This window comes from Actinosynnema sp. NPDC049800 (genome assembly GCF_040656635.1).
Taxonomy (GTDB): Bacteria; Actinomycetota; Actinomycetes; order Mycobacteriales; family Pseudonocardiaceae; genus Actinosynnema.
The window spans coordinates 22,566-37,681 of record NZ_JBFAMT010000019.1; the positions used below are offsets into that span (position 1 = coordinate 22,566).

16 protein-coding genes are annotated in these 15,116 nt (G+C 73.1%); 4 read left to right on the forward strand and 12 right to left on the reverse strand.

Annotated features, from left to right (window positions below):
* Window positions 1-4 precede the first annotated feature (4 nt).
* Window positions 5-850: a phosphotransferase gene (locus AB0I91_RS22485; protein WP_499638566.1), complete on the forward strand. Its 846-nt coding sequence runs from the start codon at window positions 5-7 to the stop codon at window positions 848-850.
* A 28-nt stretch (window positions 851-878) separates the two neighbouring features.
* Here the strand turns inward: AB0I91_RS22485 and AB0I91_RS22490 are convergent, their stop codons facing one another.
* Window positions 879-1,760: a helix-turn-helix transcriptional regulator gene (locus AB0I91_RS22490; RefSeq protein ID WP_499611508.1), complete on the reverse strand. Its 882-nt coding sequence runs from the start codon at window positions 1,758-1,760 to the stop codon at window positions 879-881.
* Window positions 1,761-1,890: 130 nt separating this feature from the next.
* Here AB0I91_RS22490 and AB0I91_RS22495 point away from each other — a divergent pair, with 130 nt between their 5' ends.
* A complete protein-coding gene (locus AB0I91_RS22495; RefSeq protein ID WP_499638567.1) occupies window positions 1,891-2,796 on the forward strand; it encodes an oxidoreductase in 906 nt (301 codons plus the stop codon).
* A gap of 139 nt (window positions 2,797-2,935) precedes the next feature.
* Here the strand turns inward: AB0I91_RS22495 and AB0I91_RS22500 are convergent, their stop codons facing one another.
* From AB0I91_RS22500 to AB0I91_RS22545, 10 genes are all read right to left on the reverse strand, one after another.
* Entirely contained in the window at window positions 2,936-3,538 is a 603-nt protein-coding gene (locus AB0I91_RS22500; RefSeq protein ID WP_499638569.1) for a DinB family protein, read from the reverse strand.
* A gap of 92 nt (window positions 3,539-3,630) precedes the next feature.
* Window positions 3,631-5,403: an arginine--tRNA ligase gene (gene argS / locus AB0I91_RS22505; protein WP_499638571.1), complete on the reverse strand. Its 1,773-nt coding sequence runs from the start codon at window positions 5,401-5,403 to the stop codon at window positions 3,631-3,633.
* Between the two features lie 92 nt (window positions 5,404-5,495).
* Entirely contained in the window at window positions 5,496-6,908 is a 1,413-nt protein-coding gene (locus AB0I91_RS22510; protein ID WP_499611498.1) for a family 2B encapsulin nanocompartment shell protein, read from the reverse strand.
* A 46-nt stretch (window positions 6,909-6,954) separates the two neighbouring features.
* Window positions 6,955-8,037 carry a family 2 encapsulin nanocompartment cargo protein terpene cyclase gene (locus AB0I91_RS22515; RefSeq protein ID WP_499611548.1) on the reverse strand — a complete coding sequence of 361 codons (1,083 nt, stop codon included), beginning with the start codon at window positions 8,035-8,037 and terminating at the stop codon, window positions 6,955-6,957.
* 13 nt (window positions 8,038-8,050) lie between these two features.
* On the reverse strand, window positions 8,051-8,914 hold the full coding sequence (locus tag AB0I91_RS22520) for a geranyl diphosphate 2-C-methyltransferase (protein ID WP_498780387.1): 864 nt from the start codon (window positions 8,912-8,914) through the stop codon (window positions 8,051-8,053).
* Window positions 8,915-9,130: 216 nt separating this feature from the next.
* The gene (locus tag AB0I91_RS22525) at window positions 9,131-10,183 is read right to left on the reverse strand and encodes a medium chain dehydrogenase/reductase family protein (protein ID WP_499611495.1); all 1,053 of its coding nucleotides are present in this window, start codon (window positions 10,181-10,183) and stop codon (window positions 9,131-9,133) included.
* A 110-nt stretch (window positions 10,184-10,293) separates the two neighbouring features.
* On the reverse strand, window positions 10,294-11,343 hold the full coding sequence (locus AB0I91_RS22530; protein ID WP_498780384.1) for an ABC transporter ATP-binding protein: 1,050 nt from the start codon (window positions 11,341-11,343) through the stop codon (window positions 10,294-10,296).
* A complete protein-coding gene (gene modB, locus AB0I91_RS22535) occupies window positions 11,340-12,146 on the reverse strand; it encodes a molybdate ABC transporter permease subunit (protein WP_499611491.1) in 807 nt (268 codons plus the stop codon). The genes AB0I91_RS22530 and modB overlap by 4 nt, the downstream gene beginning before the upstream one ends.
* Entirely contained in the window at window positions 12,143-12,886 is a 744-nt protein-coding gene (gene modA / locus AB0I91_RS22540; RefSeq protein ID WP_499638573.1) for a molybdate ABC transporter substrate-binding protein, read from the reverse strand. Before modA ends, modB begins: the two co-directional genes overlap by 4 nt.
* Window positions 12,886-13,284: a TOBE domain-containing protein gene (locus tag AB0I91_RS22545; protein ID WP_498780379.1), complete on the reverse strand. Its 399-nt coding sequence runs from the start codon at window positions 13,282-13,284 to the stop codon at window positions 12,886-12,888. Before AB0I91_RS22545 ends, modA begins: the two co-directional genes overlap by 1 nt.
* 97 nt (window positions 13,285-13,381) lie before the next feature.
* On the opposite strand from AB0I91_RS22545, the gene AB0I91_RS22550 reads away from it, so the two are divergent.
* Both AB0I91_RS22550 and AB0I91_RS22555 read left to right on the forward strand, forming a co-directional pair.
* Window positions 13,382-13,873, forward strand: coding sequence for a DUF4383 domain-containing protein (locus AB0I91_RS22550; protein WP_499638575.1), 492 nt, complete (start codon window positions 13,382-13,384; stop codon window positions 13,871-13,873).
* Between the two features lie 73 nt (window positions 13,874-13,946).
* A complete protein-coding gene (locus tag AB0I91_RS22555) occupies window positions 13,947-14,198 on the forward strand; it encodes a hypothetical protein (RefSeq protein WP_498780376.1) in 252 nt (83 codons plus the stop codon).
* On the opposite strand, the gene AB0I91_RS22560 is transcribed toward AB0I91_RS22555, so the two are convergent.
* A complete protein-coding gene (locus tag AB0I91_RS22560) occupies window positions 14,195-15,106 on the reverse strand; it encodes an NAD-dependent epimerase/dehydratase family protein (protein ID WP_499638577.1) in 912 nt (303 codons plus the stop codon). The two genes, AB0I91_RS22555 and AB0I91_RS22560, sit on opposite strands and share 4 nt — an antisense overlap.
* Between the last annotated feature and the right edge of the window lie 10 nt (window positions 15,107-15,116).

Sequence of the window (15,116 nt, forward strand, 5' to 3'; positions counted from 1 at the left end):
GACGATGGACGCACCGGACGTGCCACGCGCGGTGGCCGCGAGCACCTCGACGGCCGCCGCGCTCGGTCTGGCGGTCGACGACGCGGTCGTCCTCCAGGCCTCGAACACGCTCACCCTGCGCCTGCTGCCGTGTGACGTGCTGGCCCGGGTGGCGCCGGTGGCGCAGCAGGTCGCGCAGTTCGAGATCGACCTCGCACGACGGCTCGCCGCCGCCGGTGGTCCGGTGGGCGCTCTCGAGCCGCGGGTCGAGCCACGCGTCCACGAACGCGACGGTTTCGCCATCACCCTGTGGACCTACTACGAATCCGCGACGCACCAGGAGATCCCGCCGGCCGACTACGCCGACGCGCTCGAACGGCTGCACGCCGGCCTGCGCCGGGTCGACGTCCCCGCGCCGCACTTCACCGATCGGATCGAGCAGGCACAACGACTCGTGGCAGACCGCGACCGCACCCCGGCGCTCGCCGACGCCGACCGGCGACTCCTCGCCGACGCGCTGCGGAGCCTGCGACGGGCGATCACCGGGCGCGGCGCCGCCGAGCAGCTGCTGCACGGCGAGCCGCACCCCGGCAACGTGCTGGCCACGACGGGCGGACCGCTGTTCATCGACCTCGAGACGTGCTGCCGCGGACCCGTCGAGTTCGACCTCGCCCACGCGCCCGAAGACGTCGACGAGCACTACCGGGGCGTCGACCGGGAGTCGGTGCGCGAGTGCAGGCTCCTCGTCCTGGCGATGATCACCACCTGGCGCTGGGACCGCGACGACCGGTTCCCGGACGGCCGCCGGCTCGGCGCGGAGTGGCTCGACCGGCTCCGGGCCGGACTCGACCGACACCACCTCGACGGGTGACCGCCCCGCCCGCCCACGCCCCCGGACGCTAGGAGGGGCGCCCGCCCGCGGACGCCGAGCGGGTCGCGTGCAGCGAGGCCAGGAGTCGCAGCCGGTCCGCGTCGGCGCTGCCCGGTTCGGCGGTGTAGACGAGCATGACCGGTCCGGGGTTGCCGGGCAGCGGGTAGCTGTCCCAGTCCAGGACGATGTCGCCCACCTCCGGAACCCGGAACGTCTTGGTGCCGCTGACCGACTCGCGCACGTCGTGCCGGGCCCACAGCCGCCGGAACTCCGCGCTGCGGATGCTCAGCTCGCCGACGATCGCGGTGGCCCGGGGGTGCGTCGGGTCGGTGGCGACCGCGGCGCGCATCATGCCGATGTAGTCCAGCGCCTGCCGCTCCCAGTCCGGGCAGCTGCGCGCGCCGGTCCGCGCGTCGTCGAACAGCAGCAGGAGCATGTTGAGCCGGTCGGGCGGGTAGTCGCCCGGGTCGCCGAGCAGCGCCTCCGCCATCGGGTTCCAGTCGAGCAGGTCCAGGTGCCTGCCGAGCACCACCGCCGGCGTGTCCGCCACCCGCAGCAGCCGACGCGTGCCGGCCGGCACCCGTTCCGGCTCGCGGTCCACCCGGGTGGGCATCGGCCGGCGGGCCGCGTGAGCCAGGGTGAACAGGTGTCGGCGCTCCTCGTCGCCGAGGCCGAGCGCGCCGGCCAGCGCGTCCAGGACGTCGTCGGACGGCCGCACCTCCCGGCCCTGCTCGATCCGCTGGTAGTAGTCGGTGCTCAACCCGGCCAGCAACGCCAGCTCCTCGCGCCGCAGCCCGGAGACCTTGCGCCGCCCGCCCGGCTCCAGGCCGACGTCGTGCGGGCGCAGCCGGCCGCGCCGGGCGCGCAGGAAGTCGCCGAGCTCGCGGGCGTAGGGGTGAGGGCTGCTCATGCCACCAGTGTGTCCCGCCGCCGGACACCCGGGGTAGGTCCCGCAGACCCAGGAAACCGGGACCGACCGAGCCTGCCCCGACCACACCTAACGTCGTCGGCGCCGGACACCCCACCTCCAGGAGCAGCAGATGACCGCATGGACCGCCGACCGCATCCCCGACCAGCGCGGCCGGGTCGCCGTCGTGACCGGCGCGAACTCGGGCCTCGGCCTGGTCACCGCGGCCGAACTGGCCCGCCGCGGCGCCCACGTCGTGCTCGCCGTCCGCGACACCGCCGCCGGCGAGCGGGCCGCCGTCCGCATCGGCGGCGACACCGAGGTGCGCGAGCTGGACCTGGCGTCCCTCGACTCGGTGCGCGCGTTCGCCGCGAAGCTGGCCGTCGACCACCCGGCGATCGACCTGCTGGTCAACAACGCGGGCGTCGTCCTGCTCGGCCCGCGCCGCACCTCCGCCGACGGCTTCGAGCTCCAGTTCGCCACCAACGCGCTGGGCCACTTCGCGCTGACCGGCCTGCTGCTCGACAACCTGGCCGCGGCCCCGCAAGCCCGCGTGGTCAACCTCAGCTCGATCACCCACCGCAACGCGCACCTCGACTTCGACGACCTGATGTCCGAGCGCCGCTACCGGGGCGCCCCCGCCTACGGCCGGTCCAAGCTCGCCACCACGGTCCTCGGCGTCGAACTCGACCGCCGCCTGCGCGCCGTCGGGTCGCCGATCCTCGGCGTGCTGGCCCACCCCGGCCTGACCCGCACCAACCTGACCCCGCGCGCGTGGGAGCACCGCGGCCGGCTCGGGCGGGTGATCGCGCGGCTCGGCCTGCTGGCCACCCAGCCGGTGGAGCGGGGAGCCCTGCCGCAGCTGCACGCCGCGACCGAACCCGGCGTGCGGGGCGGCCAGTTCTTCGGGCCGGCCAGGCTCTGGGAGACCGTGGGCCCCGTCGCCGAAGCCCGCTTCGGCCGGGAAGCAGCCGACCCTGCCATCGGCAGGCGGCTCTGGGCGGCGGCCGAGGACCTGACCGGCGTCCACTACCTCTGAACCCGCGGCCACCGGCCGTCCCGACCCGCCGCGACCACCCGGCCGTGATCGGAGCTCGGTCGTCCCGGGTGGGCCGCACGAACCGGTCGGCGATCCAGCCCGTGAGCCTGGGGCGGAAGCGGTGGTGGCGCTCGACGGATCAGGTCGTCGCCGCGTCGGCCGCCTTGGCCGCCCGCTCGATCCGCGCGCGCCGGTCCGCCCAGAAGGCCGCGTCCCGCCCCTGCCGGGCCATGCTCCCCGCGTCCATCTCCACCGCGCCGTCCAGCTGCTCGCGCAGGATGTCGGCGTGCCCGGCGTGCCGGCTGGTCTCGGTGAGCACGTGGACCAGGACGTTGAACAACATCACGTCGGGACGCGGCCACCAGGGGACGTGACCGGGCGCGTCGACGGCGAGCGCGGCGATCGTCGCGTCGGAGTGCGTCCAGACGCGGCGGTACAGGCCGATGATGTCCTCGCGCGTCTCGTGCTCGGTCGCCCACAGGTCGGCGCCGCGCTGCGAGCGGTCGTCCCACCGGGGGAGGGCCTCCGGGAACGGCCGGCCGAAGACCTCGCCGAAGTACCGGGACTCCGACAAGGACAGGTGCTTGACCAGGCCGAGGAGGTTGGTGCCGGTCGCGGTCAGGGGACGGCGCACGTCGTACTCGGACAGCCCGTCGAGCTTCCGGAGCATCACCTCGCGGATCTCTCGCAGGTCGCCGTGCAGGTACTGCTTCGCGAAGTCGTCGATCACGGGTACGAGCATGCACCACCGGCCCCGCACCCGGCCGCCGCCCGGCTGTTCCCGCCCGACCCGGCGGGAACGGCCACCGCGACCACCTGAACGCCGCGGTCGGACTACATCCGTTGCGGCGCCGTGATCCCCAGCAGGTCGAGCCCGTGGCCGAGGGTCCGCGCGGTCAGCCGGCACAGGGCCAGTCGGTTGCCGCGCACGGGTTCCTCGGCCTTGAGGACGGGGCAGTTGTCGTAGAAGGCGGTGAACGCGCGGGCCAGGTCGTAGAGGTAGCCGCAGAGCCGGTGCGGTTCGAGGGTGGCGGCGACCTCGGTGACGACGGCGCCGTAGGCGTCGAGCGCCAGACCGAGCGCCCGCTCGGCGGGGTGCGGCGGCACGGTGCGGTCGACCGTCGTGCCCTCGTCGCCCGCGTGGCCCAGGATCGAGCTGATCCGGGCGTGGGCGTACTGGAGGTAGACCCCGGTGTTGCCGGTGAAGGACACCATGCGGTCGACGTCGAACGAGTAGTCCTTCACCCGCGAGGTCGACAGGTCGGCGTACTTGACCGCGGCGATGCCCGCGGACTCGGCGATCCGGTCGAGCTCGGCCGCGTCGAGGTCGGGGTTCTTCTCCTCGACGATCGCCCGCGCGCGCGACACCGCGTCGTCGAGCAGGTCCATCAGGCGGACCGTGCCGCCCGCCCGGGTCTTGAACGGCGTCCCGTCCGGACCGAGGATCGTGCCGTAGGCGGCGTGCTCGGCGGTGACGCCGTCGGTGAGCCAGCCCGCCCGTCGGGCCGCCTCGAAGACCAGCTGGAAGTGCAGCGCCTGCCGCGAGTCGGTGACGTAGACCAACCGGTTGGCCTTGAGGTCGCGCAGGCGGTAGCGGATGGTGGCCAGGTCCGTGGTGTCGTAGCCGTACCCGCCGTCGCGCTTGCGGACCATCAGGGTGACCGGCTTGCCCTCGGGCCCGGAGACCTCCCGCGAGTAGAACACGAGCGCGCCGTCGCTCTCCACCGCCAGGCCCGCGTCGACCAGCTCCTGCACGGTGTCGCCCAGCATCGGGTTGTAGAACGACTCGCCGACCGAGTCCTCCGGCGTCAGCAGCACGTTCAGCCGGTCGTAGATCGCGCTGAACGACCGCTCGGACTCCGCGACGATGTCCTGCCAGACCGCGACCGTCTCCGGGTCGCCCGCCTGGAGCGCCACGACCCGCGAGCGGGACCGGTCGGCGAAGTCCGGGTCGGCGTCGAACTTCGCCCGCGCCGACCGGTACAGACCGTCCAATGCCGACACCGCCGAGGCGCCCTCGCCCAGCTCGTCCTGGTGCCACGCGGCGTCGGGGTGCTCGTCGAGGTACTGGATCAGCATCCCGAACTGGGTCCCGAAGTCGCCCAGGTGGTTCTGCCGGAGCACGTCCGCGCCGAGGAAGCCCAGCACGCGCGCGAGGCCGTCGCCGATGATCGTCGTGCGCAGGTGCCCGACGTGCATCTCCTTGGCGATGTTGGGCGCGGAGTAGTCGACCACCACCCGGCGACCGGTTTCGGTCGCGCCCACCCCGAGGCGAGCGTCCGCCAGGCGGGCGGCGACCTGCTCCCAGACCGCGCCATCGGTCACGGTGACGTTGAGGAAACCCGGCCCGGACGGCTCCACCGACCCGATCACCGCGTCGCCCTCGACGTCGAGCGCGGCCACGACCCGCGCGGCCAGGTCGCGCGGCGGCACGCCGACCCGCTTGGCCAGCGCCAGCGGTGCGTTGCACTGGAAATCGGCGCGATCGGATCGTCGCACCACCGGATCCGCGCCCGCCAGGTCCTCACGGACCCGGCCGATCGCCTCCGACATCGTCGTGGCGATCCGTTCCAGCAGCGACGGCACCTCCTGGTGGTGGGCACTCACCTGACACAGCCTCCTTCGTCGGAAGGCGATTGTCCCAGGCTCCACCGGTCCTCGGCCGAGCAGGGTCGGCGCCGTCGCCGCGCGCGCCGGCGCTACTCCCGGGCGACTTCCACGTCCTCCAGCACACCGAGCGCGTCCGGCACCAGGATCGCGGCCGAGTAGTAGGCGCTGACCAAATAGGACGTGATCGCCTTCTCGTCGATGCCCATGAACCGCACGTTCAACCCGGGCTGGTACTCGTCGGGCAACCCGGTCTGGCGCAGGCCGATCACGCCCTGCGCGTCCTCGCCGGCGCGCATCAGCATGATCGAGCTGGTCCTGGTCCTGCTGACCGGGATCTTGCCGCACGGGAAGATCGGCACGCCACGCCAGCCGGGGATCTGGTGGCCGTTGTGGTCGACACCGCTCGGGTAGACCCCGCGTCGGCTGCACTCCTTCATGAACGCCGCGATCGTGCGCGGGTGGGCCAGGAAGAAGGTCGGCTCCTTCCACACCACGGCGAGCAGGGCGTCCAGGTCGTCCGGGGTCGGCGGGCCGGTGCGGGAGTGGATGCGCTGGGACAGGTCGGCGTTGGCGAGCAGGCCGAACTCGCGGTTGTTGACCAGCTCGTGCTCCTGGCGTTCCCGCAACGCCTCGATGGTCAGCCGCAACTGCTGCTCGACCTGGTCCATCGGCTCGTTGTAGAGGTCCGCGACCCTGGTGTGGACCCGCAGCACGGTCTGCGCCACGCTCAGCTCGTACTCGCGGGGCGACACCTCGTAGTCGACGAACGTGCCCGGCAGCGACACCTCGCCCTCGTGGCCGGACGCCAGCTCGATCTCGGCCTCGCCCGCGGCGTTCTGCGCGGGACGCCGACCGGCGCGGAAGCTCTCCACGTGGGCGCGCAACGCGTCCGACCGCTCGACCATCGCCTCGAACGCCGTCTGCGTCATCCGCAGCGCCGTGCACGCCGTGACGGCCTTGACGGTGTACTCCCAGAAGTCGTCCGACTCCACCACGGCCTGGTAGCTGAAGTGGTCGCCGCCCGCCAGCACGGCGAGGACGACCTGGTCGCCGTACTCGCCCACGCCGACCTTGTCCGCCTTGCCGTGCGCGAGCAGGAAGATCTCCTCGGCGGGACGGCCCCGCTCCACGATCACGTCGCCCGGCCCGTACTCGTGCTGGACGAACTGGTCGGCCAGCGCGGCCAGCACCTCGTCGTCGTCGAAGTCGCGCAGCAGCGGCAGTTCCCGCAGTTCCTGCGGGATCACCCGGGTCTGCGCGCCCACCCGGGTGAACGTCACCCGACCGTCGCCGACGGTGTAGCTGAGCCGCCGGTTCACCCGGTAGGTGCCGCCGGACGCCTCGACCCAGGGCAGCAGGCGCAGCAGCCACCTCGACGAGATGTTCTGCATCTGGGGTTCGGACTTGGTGGTCGTCGCGAGGTTCCGCGCGGCGGCCGTGTCCAGGCTCTGCCGCGGTCGGTCGCCGTTCACGTCCAGGTCCGCGGACTCCGTGACAGTCACTGCCAGAACCACCTGTCGTCGTCGATGGGATCGGGGGAGCGGAGCGTCAGGTCCGGTAGCGCGGGTTGGTGGAGTGCCATTCGAACCCGCCCCCCATCCACGCCCGGACGCCGCGCAGGAACTGCTGCAGTTCCGGCGACGGCAGGGCCTGCAGTTCCCGATGGCCCGCCTCGAAGTCGCGGACGACGTCGTTGTGCAGGCCGACGGTGACGGCGGTGGCCTCCTCGACCGAGCAGTTCCGGTCGGCCACGACCTGCAGGACCATGTTGCAGACCGGGGTCTCGTCGGCCGCGTCCTTCGCCACCGAGTGCAGGTCGTTGACCAGCACCGAGGCGGTCCCGGCCTGCATGAGCAGGCGGCGCACGCGCGGGTCGTAGTACAGGTTCGCGGTGAGCTCGTAGCCGCCGACGGCGTCGACCACGGTCATCGACGTGTAGAAGCTGTCGTGCTGCCGGGCGGCGAGGTACTCCCACGCGGGCGGGTACTTGCCCGTGTGCCGCCACGCCGCGTAGGAGTTCCAGCTCACGAACATCGCGAACGTGGCGTAGCAGGCTCGTTGGACCTGCGCCGGCGTGCCTCGTCGGGCGAGGTGGCCGATCGCGGAGTTCAGGGCCACCAGCACCGGGTCGCCGCGCAGCGCCTCGTCCAGCTCGGCGGAGAACTCGCCGGCCGGCGCCACCGGGTCCATGGCCGACATCACCAGCGCGAGCCGCGGCGGCAGGTCCACCGGCACGGCGCCCATCCCGCTGTCGTCGGCGTAGAGGTCGTCGGCCGCCCACCAGGCGGCGTTGAGCCGTGCCGCGATCAGCAGGCGCTCGGGGTCGTCGGTGTCGGTGTGGGTGAGCATGGCCAGCCGCCCGAAGCCCGCCTTGCGCAGCGGTTCGAGGTCGTCCTCGGCGAACCCGCACTCCCTGGCCCAGGCGACGAGCCGGTCGTCGACCTCCGCCCCGAGCGGCTCGTCGACCCGTTCCACCACGGGGACGTAGAGGGGCGGCGCCGTGCCGTCGCCCCACGGCCGTTCGGCGTAGGCGGGGTGGTGGCCGAAGAGCTCGGCGAGGCGAGCGGCGGAGGTGCCCAGCCCGGACGGCCCGGCGAGCCGGGACGCCCCCGCCACCACGTCGTCGAGCATCGCGCCCACCCGCTCAGACACGGTCGGCCGCGATGAGCAGGTAGTGGAAGCTGCCCTCGCGATAAGCGGTCAGGAACGCCTCCTCGATCCCGGTCGCCACCGAGGACTTCTCGCGCAACTCCCAGTACGGGATCGTCGCCGCGGTCAGGTCGATCACGTTGATCGGGACGAAATCGTTGGCCGCCAGCGCCTTGAAGTACTCGCTGCGCGGGTGGATGTTGCAGATGTAGTGCTGGTCGATCTGGCTCACCGCGCGCGAACGGCCGCCGGTGACGTCGTTGTAGCACCCGGTGATGGTGACGTAGCGACCGCCCGGCGCGAGTTGGCGCGCGTGTTCGGCGAACAGTTCGTGCAGATCGACGTACATGGTGCTCTCGTTGTTCCAGATGCCTTTCATCGAGCCCGTTTCGAAGCGGGTGTCGAGCATGTTGCGCAGGTGGTACCTCACCTTGTCGGCGACGCCCCGCTTCCGGGCCTGCGCGTTGGCGAACTCGACCTGCTTCTCCGAGATGGACACGCCGTCGACCCGGCAGCCGAAGCGCTGGTTGGCCATGATGCTGGTGCCGCCCCGGCCGCAGCCCGCGTCGAGCAGCCGGTCGTCGGGCCCGATGTCGCCCAGGTTGTCGAGCAGCACGTCGGCCTGCGCGGTCTCGAGCCGGTGCATCTCGGCGATCACGGCCTCGTCGCGCCGCTCGGCGGGCACCTCCAGCACGGCGGGGTCGTAGTCGCCGATGCCGTAGTGGTGGTGGTAGAGGCCGTCGACCTCACCCAGGCGCAGGTTGACCGGATTCTTTTCGTTGTTCCAGTACGTGGCGATCGAGCGCTGGTAATCGGTGCGCAGCACCGGCCGGCCCTCGGTGTCCTGGAATGTCGCCATTGAATGAGCTCCCCACGTCGTTTGCCGCGACCCACGCCTGTTTTGGTCTTCGGCGAAACTAACACCGTGCTCCGGACGGGCGCAGTCACCCATTTGAGTGGCACGGTCGACAGGGGAAAAGAGAATCCACCTAGACTACTTCTCTCACTCAATGCGGCATTTTTCACCCGCACCGGTGATGGAAAGAACACGCCGAGTGGGTGTTCCGGCGCGCGACTACTCCGTCCAGGGCTGCGGGAGGAGGACCACCTTGCCGGTGACGGTGCCGGACTCGGCCAGGCGCACGGCGTCCGCGACCCGCTCCAGCGGCACGCGGGCGGCGATCGTGGGCGTCAGGGAGCCGTCGGCGAGCAGGCCGAACACCGTGCCGAGGTCGCGGGCCAGCCGGGCGCGGAACTTCGCGGCGTTGCGCTTGCCCGCCCACACGTTGAAGAACGTGGCGCGGCGCCCGTTGGGCAGCGCGTTCCACCACAGGAGGCGCACGACCAGCTTCAACACCGGCAGCATGGCCGAGCCGGGCTCGTCCTTCGTCGACGCGCTGCCGTACGCGACGAGCGCGCCCCGCCGGGCGAGCAGGCGGTAGGAGTCGACCAGGCCGGGGCCGCCGACGTGGTCGAACACCGCGTCCACGCCGTCCGGGGCCAACTCGCGGACCTTGCCCGGCACGTCGGCGTCGCGGTAGTCGACCGGGATCGCGCCCAGCGCCCGGACCGCGTCGTGGTGCCGCGCCGAAGCGGTGCCGATCACCCGCGCGCCGGCGAGCACGGCCAGTTGCACGAGCAACGACCCGACGCCGCCGTTCGCGCCCAGCACCAGCACGGTCTGGCCGGCCCGGACCTTGGCGAAGCCGTGCGCCATCTGCCACGCGGTCACCCCGTTGACGACCAGCGCCGCCGCCTCGGCCGCGTCCACGCCCGCCGGCACCGGCACCAGGTCGGCCGCCTCCACCAGGGCGTGGCTGGTCCAGCCGCCGGTCTTGGTCAGCGCCGCGAACCGCCCGCCGACCAGGCCCGGGTCCACGCCGGCGCCGACCGACGCGACCGTGCCGACCAGGTCGTAGCCGGGCACGAACGGGAACGGGGGCTGGTCGAAGTACTTGCCCTTGCGCATCTGCTTCTCGGCGAAGGAGACCCCGGACGCCTCGACCCGCACCAACGCCTGCCCCGGACCGGGGGTCGGGCGCTCGCGGTGGTGCAGCTCAAGGCCCTCGGGCTCGACCACGCCCGGCAGCACGACTTCCAGGACCTGCTCGGCGGACTGCTTGCTCATCGCTTCCTCCAGAGTCTGTGAGTGGTCAGTCACTCATGACTGAGTCAACGCGGCCGACAGGGGTCATGTCAAGGCGAATCAGGAAAAGAGTGGTTGGTCACTCACACTCGTTACGACGGGTACGCGTGTGCCTCGGTGGCCTTCACGGCGGCCCACAGCTCGTCACCGGGCCGGAGCCGGAGGTCCGCGACGGTCGCGGTGGTGACGTCGGCCAGCACGGGCGGCACGCCGTCCAGTCGCACGCGCGTGGTGTGGGCGTGCTGCTCGATCCCGGCCACGGTGACGCGCCACGCGTTGCGCGGGCTGCCGACCGGGCGCTCCGGGTGCAGGCCGACCGCGGTCGGGGGGAACACCACGTGCACCGGTCCGGTCACCGGCGTCGCCACGGTGAGCGTGCCGCCGGCGTCCAACGACACGGTCGTGCCGTGGGCCGTGCCGCGGTACAGGTTGAGGCCGACCAGGTCGGCGACGTAGTCCGTGCGCGGGCGGCGGGCCACGTCGGCCGGCGTTCCCTCCTGCACGACCTCGCCGTGCTCCAGCACCACCAGCCGGTCGGCGAGCACCATCGCGTCCAGCGGGTCGTGCGTGACGAGCAGCGTGTGGCCGGGGTAGTCGCGCAGGTGCCTGCCGAGCTCCGCGCGCACGTGCAGCCGGGTCGCCGCGTCCAGCGCGGCCAGCGGCTCGTCCAGCAGCAGCAGGTCCGGGCCGGTGGCCAGGGCGCGGGCCAGCGCGACGCGCTGCGCCTGCCCGCCGGACAGCGCGCGCGGCTTGGCCTTCGCGTGCGCGGCCAGCCCGACGCGGTCCAGCCACCGGGCCGCCTCCGCCCGCGCCGCCGCACGGCCCGCGCCCCGGGCCCGCAGCCCGAAGGCGACGTTCTCCAACGCCGACAGGTGCGCGAACAGCAGGTAGTCCTGGAACACCACGCCGATCGGACGCCGTTCGGCGGGCCGGAACACGGCCGGCGGCACGTCCCACGCCTGCCCGCCGAGCCGGATGTGCCCGCCGCTCAACGGGAGCAGCCCCGCCAGGGCGCGCAGCGCGGTGCTCTTGCCCGCGCCGTTCGGGCCGAGCAGGGCGACCACCTCGCCCGGCTCCACCACCAGTTCCGCGGCGAGCCGGAACGCGCCGCGGGTCACCCTCAGGTCGGCGTGCAGCGTCATGACGGCCCGCTGACCCACCGGTCGCGCAGCGCGGCCAGCACGCCCACGGACACCATCAGCAGCACCACGCTCAACACGATCGCCGCGTCCGGATCGGTCTCCAGGGCCAGGTACACGGCCAGCGGCATGGTGGTCGTCTCGCCCGGGAAGTTGCCCGCGAACGTGATGGTGGCCCCGAACTCGCCCAACGCCCGCGCCCAGCACAGCACCGTGCCCGCGACCACGCCCGGCAGGATCGACGGCAACGTGACCCGCCGGAACGCCAGCCAGCGCGACGCGCCCAGCGTCGCGGCGGCCTCCTCGTAACGCGGATCGGCCGCCCGCAGCGCGCCCTCCACCGAGATGACCAGGAACGGCATCGCCACGAACGCCTCCGCCAGCACCACCCCGGCGGTGGTGAACGGCAGCGAGACGCCGAACCACGCGTCGAGGTGCTGCCCGACGAGCCCGCGCCGGCCGAGCACGAACAGCAACGCCACCCCGCCCACCACGGGCGGCAGCACCAGCGGCACCGTCACCAGCGCCCGCAGCACGCCCCGCCCCGGCACGTCGCCGCGCGCCAGCAGCCACGCCAGCGGCACGCCCAGCACCAGGCACACCACCGTCGCCAGGCTCGCGCACACCAACGACAGCCGCAGCGCCTCGCCGACCGACGCGCTGAACAGCCGCGACGGCAGCGTGCGCCACGGCGCGCGGATCAGCAGGCCCACCAACGGGACGAGCAGGAACGCGAGCCCGACCACGGCCGGCAGCGCCAGCGCCACCGGCAGCCGGCCCCGGGTCCGACGACGGGTCGACCTCACGGCGCGTCGAACCCGGCCCCGGCGAGCACCGCCCGACCCCGGTCGGACCGCACGTGAGCCACGAACGCCCGCGCGCCAGCGGCGTTGCGGGCCTTGGCCAACGGCGCGATCGGGTAGTCGTTGACCGTCCGGTCGGCTTCCGGGAACCCGATGCCCTCGACCTCGCCGGCCGCCGACGCCACGTCCGTCCGGTACACCAGAGCCGCGTCCACCTCGCCGAGCCGCACCTTGGTCAGCACCGCTTTCACGTCCTGCTCCACGGTGTCCGGCCGCGCCACCACCCCGGCGGCCTCGAACGCCCGCTTCGCCGCCGCGCCGCACGGCACCTCCTGCGCGCACAGCGCGATCTTGGCCGCGTCGTCCGCGAAGCCCGCCAGGCCGGTGATCCCCGCCGGGTTGCCCGCGGGCACCGCGATCGCCAACCGGTTGCGCGCGAACGTGACCGGCTCGGCGGCCGTCCCGCCCGCGTCGACCACCTGCGCCATGTTCGCGGTCGCGGCCGAGGCGAACACGTCCGCCGGCGCGCCCTGCCCGATCTGCCGCGCGAGCGCCGAGCTGCCGCCGAAGTTGAACACGACGTCCACGCCGGGGTTGGCCGCCTCGAAATCCTCGCCCAGCCGGGTGAACGCCTCGGTCAACGACGCCGCCGCGAACACCGTGATCCGGTCGTCCGCGGTGGTTCCCGACGCGCCGCAACCCGCCAGCACCACCAGCAGCGCCACCAGCGCCGGCGCGCGCATCACGCCTCCGGGATCTCGACGACGACGTGCGTGGACTTGATCGACGCGACCGCCACGGCGCCCACCTCGAGGCCGAGCTCGTCGGCCGAGTCGCGGCTCATCAACGACACCACCCGGAACGGCCCGGCCTGCAGCTCGACCTGCGCCATGACCCCGTCCTTGACCACGCGCGTGACGATCCCGCGCATCCGGTTGCGCGCCGACGCGGCCACCGTCACGCCCGGCTCCGGCGCCTCGGCCAGGCGTTGGGCCAACTCGGCCAGCTCGCGACCGTCGACACCCTTGCGCCCGCTGTCCAGCTGCACCTCGGCCAGGCGGCCCTGGTCGATCCACCGGCGCACGGTGTCGTCGCTCACCCCGAGCAGGGCGGCGGCGTCACTGATCCGCAGATTCGGCACATCCAGCAGTGTAACTCCGCACCTGCGGAAGTTTGTGATCTTCGTTTCACCCCCGACCCGCCGGGTACGCCACCCGAACCCTGATCGGAGGACCGCCATGACGACCTCGAACGACCGCGTCGGCGCCCGCCGCAGTCCCGTCCAGGCGCTCGCGCTGATCGGCGGAGCGGTGTTCCTGCTGGTGGGGGTGCTGGGGTTCGTGCCGGGCGCGACGGTCGCCCTCGACGGCATCCGCTTCGCCGGACCGGCCTCCGAGGCCCTGCTGTTCGGCGTGTTCCAGGTCTCGGTGCTGCACAACGCCCTGCACCTGCTGTTCGGCGTGGCCGGGATCCTGGCGGCGTCCTCACGGGGCGCGTCACGCCTGTTCCTGGTCGCCGGCGGGTTCCTCTACCTGGTGCTGTGGGCCTACGGCTCGGTGGTGCACTCGATCGACCACGACGGCGGCGCGGCGAACTTCGCCCCGGTCAACCCGGCCGACAACCTGCTGCACCTCGGGCTCGGAGCCGGCATGATCATCTCGGCCGTGCTCGCCACGGTCGCCGAACGCGCCCGAGGCCGGTACCCCGGCCGCGAACAACGCGGTGCGTGACCGCCCGGCTGAAGGCCGCGCGCACCACGTCGCGTAAGTTCACCCGGGGAGGCGCTTGACTGGGAGGGCGTAGATGGCGAGTTCCGGAGGACGACGGCATTTCGGGCGAGTGGACCCGTTCTGCCTGTTCATGGTCCTGCCGCTGGTGCTGATCGCGGGCATCCTGATCTGGGGTGGCCTGGCTTGGGTCGGCGTCGTCGTCATCGTCTGCGGAGCCCTCGTGGTGCTCATCGACTCGTGGACCAACCGCCCGCTCCCGTTCGACGTGCCCGAGGACGACGACTACGACTACGACCCGCCGGCACCCGGCCGGCGCGCGTACTAGGCCCGCGGGAACGTCTCGGCGAGGGCGTCGTCCACCGAACCCGGCCGGATCGGCGTGACGAACAGCTCGCGCAGCAGCAGCGAGGCCGCGCGCGCCGGGTCCAACCCGGACTGCCTGCCCGTCAGCCGCTGCACGAGCCCGGTCAACCGCAACGCCACCCGCACCACCGCGCCCGGCAGGCGGCGCACCTCGCGCGGATGACCGGCGGCGGCCGCGATGCGACCGATCATGTCCGGCCACGTCAGGTTCTCGGCCGCCACGGGGATGTCCTGACCGGACGCCCGCTCCAGCGCGTCGACGGCGACCTCGGCCACCTGCGCGACCGTCGTGGCGGCGCTGCCACCGGGCGGCGCGAGCAGCGGGGACCGTGACCGGACCCACTTGTCCAACGGGCCCGACCAGTTCGGCAGCCGGTCACCGGCCCGGCCGAACACGAACGGCAGCTCCAGCACCGCCACCGGCAGGTCCGGCCCCGCCGCCGCACGGCCCGCCCGTGCCTGCTCGACCCGGCTGCGGACGTACGGGTGGCGTTCGGCCAGCTCCCACTCCGGGTGCAGCCGGTGGAAGTGCGTGTAGTACGACCCGAGCACCACGGCTCGGCTCAGCCCTTCCTCGCGCGCGGCGGTGAGCAGCCGCACGACCGGCGCCACGTTGCCCCGGTGGAACACCGGGTAAGCGGGCCGGCGCGGCACCTCCCGGTCGTCCGCGCCGGCCGCGAACACCACGCCGTCGTGCCCCGCGAGCAACGCCCGGAACTCCGCCTCCGCGGCCGTCGTCGCGTCGAGGGCGTGGTCGACGCCGTCGCGCGCGGTCCGCGCCACGGACGTCACCTCGTGCCCCCGTGCCCGCAACCGTCCGACGACGTGCTGCCCGACCAACCCGCTCGCACCCACCACCAGGACCTTCACGGACCGATCA